7 protein-coding genes and 1 pseudogene are annotated in these 7,871 nt (G+C 64.3%); 5 read left to right on the plus strand and 3 right to left on the minus strand.

Features of this window, described 5'->3' with window-relative positions:
• Positions 1-161 precede the first annotated feature (161 nt).
• Positions 162-1,646 (minus strand): MFS transporter, encoded by a 1,485-nt coding sequence (locus QOI01_RS06840; protein ID WP_526379427.1) that lies wholly within the window; start codon positions 1,644-1,646, stop codon positions 162-164.
• 85 nt (positions 1,647-1,731) lie between these two features.
• Here QOI01_RS06840 and QOI01_RS06845 point away from each other — a divergent pair.
• The 4 genes and pseudogenes from QOI01_RS06845 to QOI01_RS06860 all read left to right on the plus strand — a co-directional run.
• A pseudogene (locus QOI01_RS06845) lies at positions 1,732-2,371 on the plus strand (SDR family NAD(P)-dependent oxidoreductase); the annotation flags it as partial.
• Between the two features lie 419 nt (positions 2,372-2,790).
• On the plus strand, positions 2,791-3,153 hold the full coding sequence (locus QOI01_RS06850) for a metallopeptidase family protein (RefSeq protein WP_526379428.1): 363 nt from the start codon (positions 2,791-2,793) through the stop codon (positions 3,151-3,153).
• Between the two features lie 274 nt (positions 3,154-3,427).
• Entirely contained in the window at positions 3,428-3,649 is a 222-nt protein-coding gene (locus tag QOI01_RS06855; RefSeq protein ID WP_526379429.1) for an antitoxin, read from the plus strand.
• Between the two features lie 9 nt (positions 3,650-3,658).
• Positions 3,659-4,075 (plus strand): TA system VapC family ribonuclease toxin, encoded by a 417-nt coding sequence (locus QOI01_RS06860; protein WP_526379430.1) that lies wholly within the window; start codon positions 3,659-3,661, stop codon positions 4,073-4,075.
• Between the two features lie 440 nt (positions 4,076-4,515).
• Here QOI01_RS06860 and QOI01_RS06865 read toward each other — a convergent pair whose 3' ends face one another.
• Together QOI01_RS06865 and QOI01_RS06870 are read right to left on the minus strand one after the other, a co-directional pair.
• The gene (locus QOI01_RS06865) at positions 4,516-4,773 is read right to left on the minus strand and encodes a hypothetical protein (RefSeq protein ID WP_526379431.1); all 258 of its coding nucleotides are present in this window, start codon (positions 4,771-4,773) and stop codon (positions 4,516-4,518) included.
• Positions 4,774-5,529: 756 nt separating this feature from the next.
• Positions 5,530-6,348 (minus strand): glutamate ligase domain-containing protein, encoded by an 819-nt coding sequence (locus QOI01_RS06870; RefSeq protein WP_526379432.1) that lies wholly within the window; start codon positions 6,346-6,348, stop codon positions 5,530-5,532.
• 961 nt (positions 6,349-7,309) lie between these two features.
• On the opposite strand from QOI01_RS06870, the gene QOI01_RS06875 reads away from it, so the two are divergent.
• The coding region (locus QOI01_RS06875) for a PAS domain-containing protein (protein ID WP_526379433.1) at positions 7,310-7,871 on the plus strand (562 nt) is incomplete at its 3' end.

The following is a 7,871-nucleotide window of genomic DNA, read 5'->3' on the forward strand; positions in this document are numbered from 1 at the left end:
CCGGCGAACACGGGGGTCCCGTCAGCCGGCTGCACTCGGCGTCGCAGTGACCGACGGGGTCGCCGCCGTCGCCTCGGGCTCGTCTGGCGACGTGGATTCAGTCGTCGTAACGGCGGTCGTCTACCAAAGGCCAAGAATCGAAGAAACCCCTACGTTCGCGCTCAACCCCACTCGTGGTTCATGGCGCGGGAATCGACTGTAGCCTCCACGGTGACCACGTTGCGTCGGCCGCTGCGTGACACCGCTATCAGCACCATCGCCAGTCCGGCGGTCACCGCGCCCGCGATGAAGATCGTCACGAAGCCGTGCTCGGGCGGCAGGCCCATCCCAGCCACGGTTCGACCCAGAAGCACGGCCACCACCGCGGCGGCGATCGCGCTGCCGACGGTGCGAGCGATCGCGTTGACGCCGGTCGCCACACCGGTCTCGCCGCCGTCGACCTCGCTGACCACCAGTGCGGGCAGGGCACCGTAGGCGAGGCTGATGTAGGCGTTGGTCCAGATGCCCGCAACGATCACCTGCCAGGGAGCCGAGTGCGCCAGGGCCAACCACAGGAATCCGACGACGCCCGTCAACGTCCCGCAGACGAGAACCGGGCGGGCGCCGAAGCGGTCGATGAATCTGCCGCTGAGAGTGGCGGTGACGAAGCCAGTCAGTGCGCCGGGCAGGAGATACACCAGGCTGGCGTGCAGAACCGTCGCGCTGAATCCGTATCCGGCGACTGCACGGTCAACCTGGACGAACTGGGTGAGGCCCAGGAAGCCGAAGTACAACCCCATGCCGACGAATATCGTCGCGAGATTGGTCAACAGCACCGGCCGACGAGTCAACATCTCCGTGGACATCAACGGGTAGTCGAGTCGTTTCTCCCACATCCACCAGGCGACCAACACGGTCACAGCGAAGCCCGCGGATCCAAGGGTGGCAGGGGACGACCAGCCCCACGAGTTTCCTTGGGTGATGGTGAGCAGCGCCGCAGACAGGCCTGCCGCCAGGCCGGCTGCCCCCAACCAGTCGATGGTTCCGTCGGCACCTCCCGGCCTCGACGGGATGGCCGTGACCGCTACGGCGATCACCACGACGACGAACCCCGTCGTCAGCCAGAACACCCGGTGGTAACCGGCGGCGCCGTCCATCAGGAGCCCCGTCACGACGAGCCCCATGCCGCCGCCGAAGCCCAACGTGCCGGACAACACCGCGAGTGCCCCGACGACGCTGCCCGCGGGGAGTTCGTCGCGAAGGATCGCGACGCAGATGGGATACAACGAATACGACACGCCCTGTAGCACGCGGGCGATGATCAGCAGGGCAAGCGAGGACGTCGTTGCCGCCATCACCGAGCCGACGAGGACGATGAGGAGCACTCCGAGCAGGACGCGCTTCTTGTTGTGCAGATCGGCGAGTCGTCCGATGAGCGGTGTCGACGCGGCGGCCGCCAACAGGTTGGCGGTCACCGCCCAACTGACGGCCACCGACGATGCGTTCAGTTGTTGGGCGATGATGCCGAGAATCGGGACCACCGCGGTTTGGAGCACCGCCACGGTCAACGCCACCAGGCTCAGGGCGGCGATCAGCGCCCGGGGCCGCGGGTGAGGCGCCGGTGCTTCCGCCGGGCGTGGCTCACGACTCGGGCCACCTTTTCGCATGGCTAATTATGTCGTCTACTCACATGCCGAGCGGCAAGAGGTAGGGCTTACCTAGGGTGATGTTCGGTCGCAACCGAGGGGACGAATGATGAAGAGGTTCGAAGGTAGGGGTGTGCTGGTCACCGGCGCGGCGTCCGGCATCGGAAGGGCCACGGCCGAGCGTCTTCTCGCTGAGGGCGCCATCGTGGTCGGCGTCGACCTGGCACCCGAAGCACCGAAAGAACTTGCTGGAGAACGCTTTACCTACCAAGAGGTCGACGTTCTCGATGCGGATGCAGTGCGTACCGCGGTGGCCGCGGTCGTATCCGGGGCCGGTCGGCTCGACGGCGTGGTGCACGCGGCCGGCGTGGCCGGTGGCGGCCCGGTTCACCTGCTGCCCCACGAAGAGTGGGACAGGGTGGTGGGCATCAACCTGAAGGGCACCTTCGTGGTGTCGCGTGCCGCGCTTGCCCAGATGGTGCAGCAGGAGCGGGTCAACGGTGAGCGCGGTGCCATCGTGAATCTGGCCAGCATCGAGGGAATCGAGGGCACCGTCCGGTGGCAGCGTCTACAACGCGTCGAAGGGCGGCGTGGTGCTGCTCACCAAGAGCACCGCCATCGACTACGGGCCGAGTGGGATCCGGGTCAACCTCATCTGCCCGGGTTTCATCGAAACGCCGATGTTCGACTCGGTGATGGGCATGCCCGGCTTCGAGTCGCCGCGCCAAGGACTCCGTCACGTCCACCCAGCCGGGTCGGCACACAGCAGATGACGGAACCTAATGCGGGTTCCCAATGTCACAGCGCCACAACATATTACGTCACAGCGACAAATGAGGGTCAGCCATCGGGATAGGGGATTCTCAATCACAGACCTTCTATGGTCGAGCCGGCCGATCGGGGCGCGGCCGTGAGCGCTGCATTCACTAATCGAACGAAATGGACATTGTCGCAGGTGGTTCAGATGCGAACAGGGTCTCGTCTGGCACCCCATGCAAGCGCTGATCAGTGAATCAGCAGGTCAGGTCATCTCAGTAAAGCTGGTAACGGTGCGTGTTCGAGAGGTGCGAGATCGCGCCTGGACGCCCGACGTCCACATCCACGCACGAACGACGCCGCAGCTGCCGTTCAAACCACCCGGCACCGATCTGGCACCATTGCGGACATGGATGCGCGTTCGGGGCCGGGTCTCAATGATCCGTTCGATGAGGCGATTGACGACGCGCTGAGGTCCCTGCCGGCCAATCTCCGTGCGGCGATGAGCAACGTCGAGATCGTCGTCGAGGACGAGCCTCCCGACGGCCAGCCGCTGCTCGGCCTGTACCGCGGCGTACCGCTGCCGCGAAGGAACAGCGCGTACAGCGGAATGCTTCCCGACAAGATCAGTATCTTCGGCGGGCCGATCACGCGACTCGCTGCCGGCGACGCGGATCGCCTACGCCGCGAGGTCAGACACGTCGTGCTCCATGAGATTGCGCATCACTTCGGGATCAGCGACGAGCGGTTGATCGAGCTCGATCGCTACTGACGCGCTACTGATGCTCCGCCCGAATCTTGCCGTAGCGGACAATCTGACTCAAATCCTTTGGGCCACAGTGCAACTTGCCGTATTGAGCTGGTAACGGTGCGCGTTCAAGAGGCGCGAGTTGGTTGACCTCCGGCGAACCAGTGGGCGTGCGAGTCGTAGTGGTCAACGCTACCCGCCCGGGGGCGCGCTCGGCCGGGTCCGATCGGGATGCGAACCGGGGACAGCGTGACAAAGGTGCTGCACATCTGATGCGTTGATGCGGTAGCATCAGGATATGCGAACAACACTGGACATCGATGAGGACGTGGTCGTCGCGGCACGCGAACTCGCCGCCGGCGAGCGGCGGTCCCTGGGCGCGGTGATCTCCGAGTTGGCGCGCCGCGGCCTCACGCCGGCGCGCGTCGAGGCCGCCGATGGGTTGCCGGTTATCCGTGTGCCGTCCGGCACGCCACCGATCACACCGGAAACCGTCCGGCGTGCGCTCGACGAGGACTGACTACCGCCGATGGCGCTGCTCGACGTCAACACGCTGGTCGCTTTGGCGTGGGACTCTCACATCCACCACGTCCGTATGCGCGAGTGGTTTGCCGCCAATGCGTCGCAGGGCTGGGCGACCTGCCCCATTACAGAAAGTGGGTTCGTTCGCGTGTCGACGAACCCAAAGGTGCTTCCGAGCCCAATCGGGATGGCCGACGCGCGGCATGTCCTTGCTTCCCTGCGCGGGGCTGATGGCCACCGGTTCCTATCCGACGACGTGTCACTCGTTGATGACGACGTTCCGACCATCGTCGGTCACCGGCAAGTGACAGACGCACATCTGCTCACGCTCGCCCGCCGTAGGGGAGTTCGCCTCGTTACGTTCGACGCTGCGATCGTTTCTCTCGCGCAGGGACGCGATGTGGAGCTACTGACCACGCTTTGAGTATGGCGGAGGTGTTCGCCACACCGGGCAGGCCCTGCTATCCGTCAGCGGACGAAGGACGTTGCGTAACAGGGGATATCCCTTGACCCACCGCGTCGCCACAAAACGTCACCGTGACGTAATGGGCGATCGGGGGAACTTACCCGCGGAGGCGCACCACCGCAACATGCCACCGTGGCAGGTGCCTTGGATCGGCCCTTGCCACGATTGGGTGCGGTCACGGGCAGGTCCAGTATCCGGCACTCCCGACGCCGGCAAGGGCTACCTGGGCAGTGTCATGCCGAGGGTAGCGAGGTGGCTTGTGGGCGGGGCGCCCGCAGCCCGGTGCCCGACGAGGACCCAGGAGACCGTCCGAGTTGGGCTCGTCGTTCAATGACCTGTCGCGCTGGCGGCCTACACCGGTAGGCTCGACGTCGCGGCCGCCGGTGTAGGCCAACGCATCACAGCCCGCCGTCGGCCTTGGTCAGTGGCGCGATCTTGCGGCCCAGGTAGTTGCACTCCGGCTCGTAGAGCAGTGCCGCGACGTCGGCGGCGGTCATCGTCTTGATGATCTGATCCACCTGTCCGGTAAGCGGAAGCACCAGCCCACCATCCTGGGCCAGCTCCAGAACGAAATCCATGTCCTTCTCCTGCCAGGTGAAGCGGGTCGAATCCCACCGACGCAGGGTGCCGTTGTCACCGGGGCACTTGAGCAGCACTTTCGCGCATTGCGATGGCGAGCGCCTCGAAGTTCGCAACGCTGTGGATCCAGCCCATAGACCACTGCAACACAACGTCTTTCAGGTATAGGTGTGTCACAGGGTGCAAACGCCGCAGATCCGTCGAGAGATGTTGTGTACCAGTAAGTTCCGCGATCACGCTGAGCACGCCAAATTCGTCACTGTGACGTATTGTGGAGCATCGCGTCGCTGAAATGGAGTGCTCGAGGTCCGGGGGTGTTGAGATCGGGGACGCAGTCGGTGCCGATCGTAACCAACTACGCGGCGCCGGTGGTCGCACGTTGCATGAGGGTGAACGTGCCAACGCGCTTTGACCATCGCAGCGAGCCCGACGAGGAACTAGCCGGCATCAGGCCAAAGATGGGTCGTGCAACGTCGGGAAGGACTGTGCGCCAACCAGTTCGGGCATCCGAGTGGGTCAGGTCAATCCGTCACTGTGACGTAATTATGACGACTGAGCAGGGAACGAGGGCGGGTACTAACGGCCGGCGGCCAAAGGTCTGTCGCCCCGTCGTGCGGCATCCGGACTGCCTGCCGTCGAGCCGACGCCGTGCACCTTAGTCGGGTCTCGAGTAGTTCATTCGGGCGCGCGTGATGTAACGGGGGGCTCAGGCGAACGGGTGCCGGGCTCAGTAGAGGCGCGGGTTCGATGACGGTATGTCCATGTCGCCCGTATTTGGTGTGGTCCAGGCCCCGCCCAGGTCACCGTTTTGCCGATAAGCCACATTATGTCAACTAAAGTACTCCATGTTCATCTGATGAATCAAGACGACCTCGCCATGGTTGTCGGATGACAGCGCAGTTGAGACTTCGACAGTGTTCTTGGGACTCGACGACATCGGACTGAGACCACCTGTCGACAGTGTCTTCAACGGCTGGACGCTCTCTGATGGCCACCGGCACCGTGTACTGGTCGCCAGCACATACGCAAACGGTGACCCGATAGACGAATCCCTCGAGGTATGGATCAGCGGTCAAGTCATCAGCCTGAACGGCGGCACCCTGATCGGCTGAAGCACTACTCAAGACGGCCGCCCCTTGCGTGCCAGCTGATCCAGCAACTCCGATCCCAGCGCCGTGATGTCCCCCTGCCGCCATAGTGATGATGATGTCGCCTGAACTGGCGAGCCCCGCAAGCACGGGCGGCACCTCGCTCCGCTCGGGCACGTAATGCGCCCGCTCCGGTGGTAGCGGCACCGCTCTGGCGATCAGGCCACCGTTGATACCCGGGATCGGGTCTTCTCTCGCGCCGTAAATGTCCAACACCACCACTTCATCGGCAAGAGCCAACGCGGTGCCGAACTCTCTGGTGAACTCGAGCGTCCGTGAGTAGAGGTGTGGCTGGAAGGCGACGATGAGTCGGCCGCGAGCCGCTGTCAGCTGACGTGCCGCCCTCAGCTGCGCGGCCACCTTCACTGGGTGGTGCGCATAATCGTCGTACACCGAAACGCCGCCAAACCGGCCCTTCAGTTCGAATCGCCGCCGAACTACGTCGTCGGGCGAGGCTCCCACCGCCACACCGGCCAGGAACGCGCCGAGCGCATTGAAGGCCATGTGCTCGCCTAGCACTTGAAGCTTCAGTTCGAACGCACGGTCCCGGTACGTCATGTTTACCGGCCATGACCCAGTTCCGGCTGGAACGCGGTGAGGGTGGCGTCGCCTGCCGCTGTGGCCTTGCGACCGCCACTGGCGTTGATGCGCAATTGGCATCAATCGACGCCGCCACCGCCGCCCGGCGCCACCAGCTGGCGAGAGCTGACGACCAGGAACGCCGATAGGCTGCTCGCCTGACACGTGCTGCGTTCCATGTTTGAGGCGCAGCCGATTCTCACGGCACTGGCCGTTGGCATAGGTCACGCTGGATGTTTCCGTGACGCGCTTCAGAAACAATGAGCCGTTCTCCCTTTAACAGTCAGTGATATCCGAGTTGCATTGGGAGCGCGGAGCACGCAGCCGGCCTAGGGCCGTCGTCGCCCTCCTTAGACGCAACACAGCTGTTTCCGGGCGTCCGGGCCATGCCCGAACATGGTCATACACCGGGGCTTACGGGGGACCTGATCGACAGCCGCGGCGAGAGTCTGCTCCTTTGTGGCGATATCGTGCATGCCGCCGAGCTGCAGTTCAAGAACCGGACCGTCACCATCCACTACGACGTCGATCCAAATGAAGCCGTCGCTTCCAGGCTCCCCAACCTTCTGATCGGTAGGCACAGGCCGATCTTGCGACCAGGCGCGATACGAGTCCTGTTGTCGTGTAGGTAGACGTGTCGGCAAGCCCGACTGTCGTCATCGTTGTCGTCACAACCGTCGTCAGCTCACGGGGCGAAACAGCGGCACCTCCGCTTCCTGATACCCGGTGATCCTGCGCTGACGGTCGATGTGTCAACGGCGGCGAAGCCATCACGTAGTGACGTCGAAGACGCAAGTTCCTCATCCGATCGGGAAGTCACACTGTGCGGAATGAGGTGGCGGTTACAAGTGGCCTTTCGCGATCAACGGGGCCAGACTGGGTTGTTATGGCTCAGCGGGGCGGGTCGTTCGACGAGGAGCTGGTCGGGCTCTTCGATCTTTCGCATGATGCGTTCTGCATCGCGGGGTTCGACGGCTACCTGAGGCGCGCCAATCCGGCGTTCGCCTGCAGCCTGGGGTACACCCACGAGGAGCTTTTGGCTCGGCCGTTCATGGATAACGTCTATCCCGATGACGTCGAGTCGGTGGAGGCGGTGCTGGCCGAACTGGCCGCCGGTAAGGACATCGTCGGGTTCGAGTGTCGCGAAGTGTGCGCCGACGGATCGGTGCGCTGGTTCGAGTGGAGTACGAGCAGCCGGCCTGAAGCGGGCATCGTGTACGGGGTGGCGCGCGACGTCACGGACCGCCGGATGGCCGATACCGAGTTGAACGCTCTGCGCCGCGTGGCCACCCTGGCAGCGGAGGGCGTGGCGCCGTCGGGCCTGTTCGCCGTGGTCGCCGAGGAGGTCGCCCGCGTCGTGGACGTCCCGTTCTCGTTCGTCGCGCGATACGAGCTCGACGGCACGGCAATGGTGTGCGCCGGCTTCCCCCCCGACAGCTCGCTGTTTG

The sequence above is a fragment of the Mycobacterium sp. genome (genome assembly GCF_032162605.1).
Classification (GTDB): Bacteria; Actinomycetota; Actinomycetes; order Mycobacteriales; family Mycobacteriaceae; genus Mycobacterium.

What these genes read in the sequence shown, in the direction of transcription:
- QOI01_RS06840 (WP_526379427.1), bottom strand. Translation starts at nt 1,646, where the DNA reads ATGCGAAAAGGTGGCCCGAGTCGTGAGCCACGCCCGGCGGAAGCACCG.
- QOI01_RS06850 (WP_526379428.1), top strand. Translation starts at nt 2,791, where the DNA reads ATGGATGCGCGTTCGGGGCCGGGTCTCAATGATCCGTTCGATGAGGCG.
- QOI01_RS06855 (WP_526379429.1), top strand. Translation starts at nt 3,428, where the DNA reads ATGCGAACAACACTGGACATCGATGAGGACGTGGTCGTCGCGGCACGC.
- QOI01_RS06860 (WP_526379430.1), top strand. Translation starts at nt 3,659, where the DNA reads ATGGCGCTGCTCGACGTCAACACGCTGGTCGCTTTGGCGTGGGACTCT.
- QOI01_RS06870 (WP_526379432.1), bottom strand. Translation starts at nt 6,348, where the DNA reads ATGGCCTTCAATGCGCTCGGCGCGTTCCTGGCCGGTGTGGCGGTGGGA.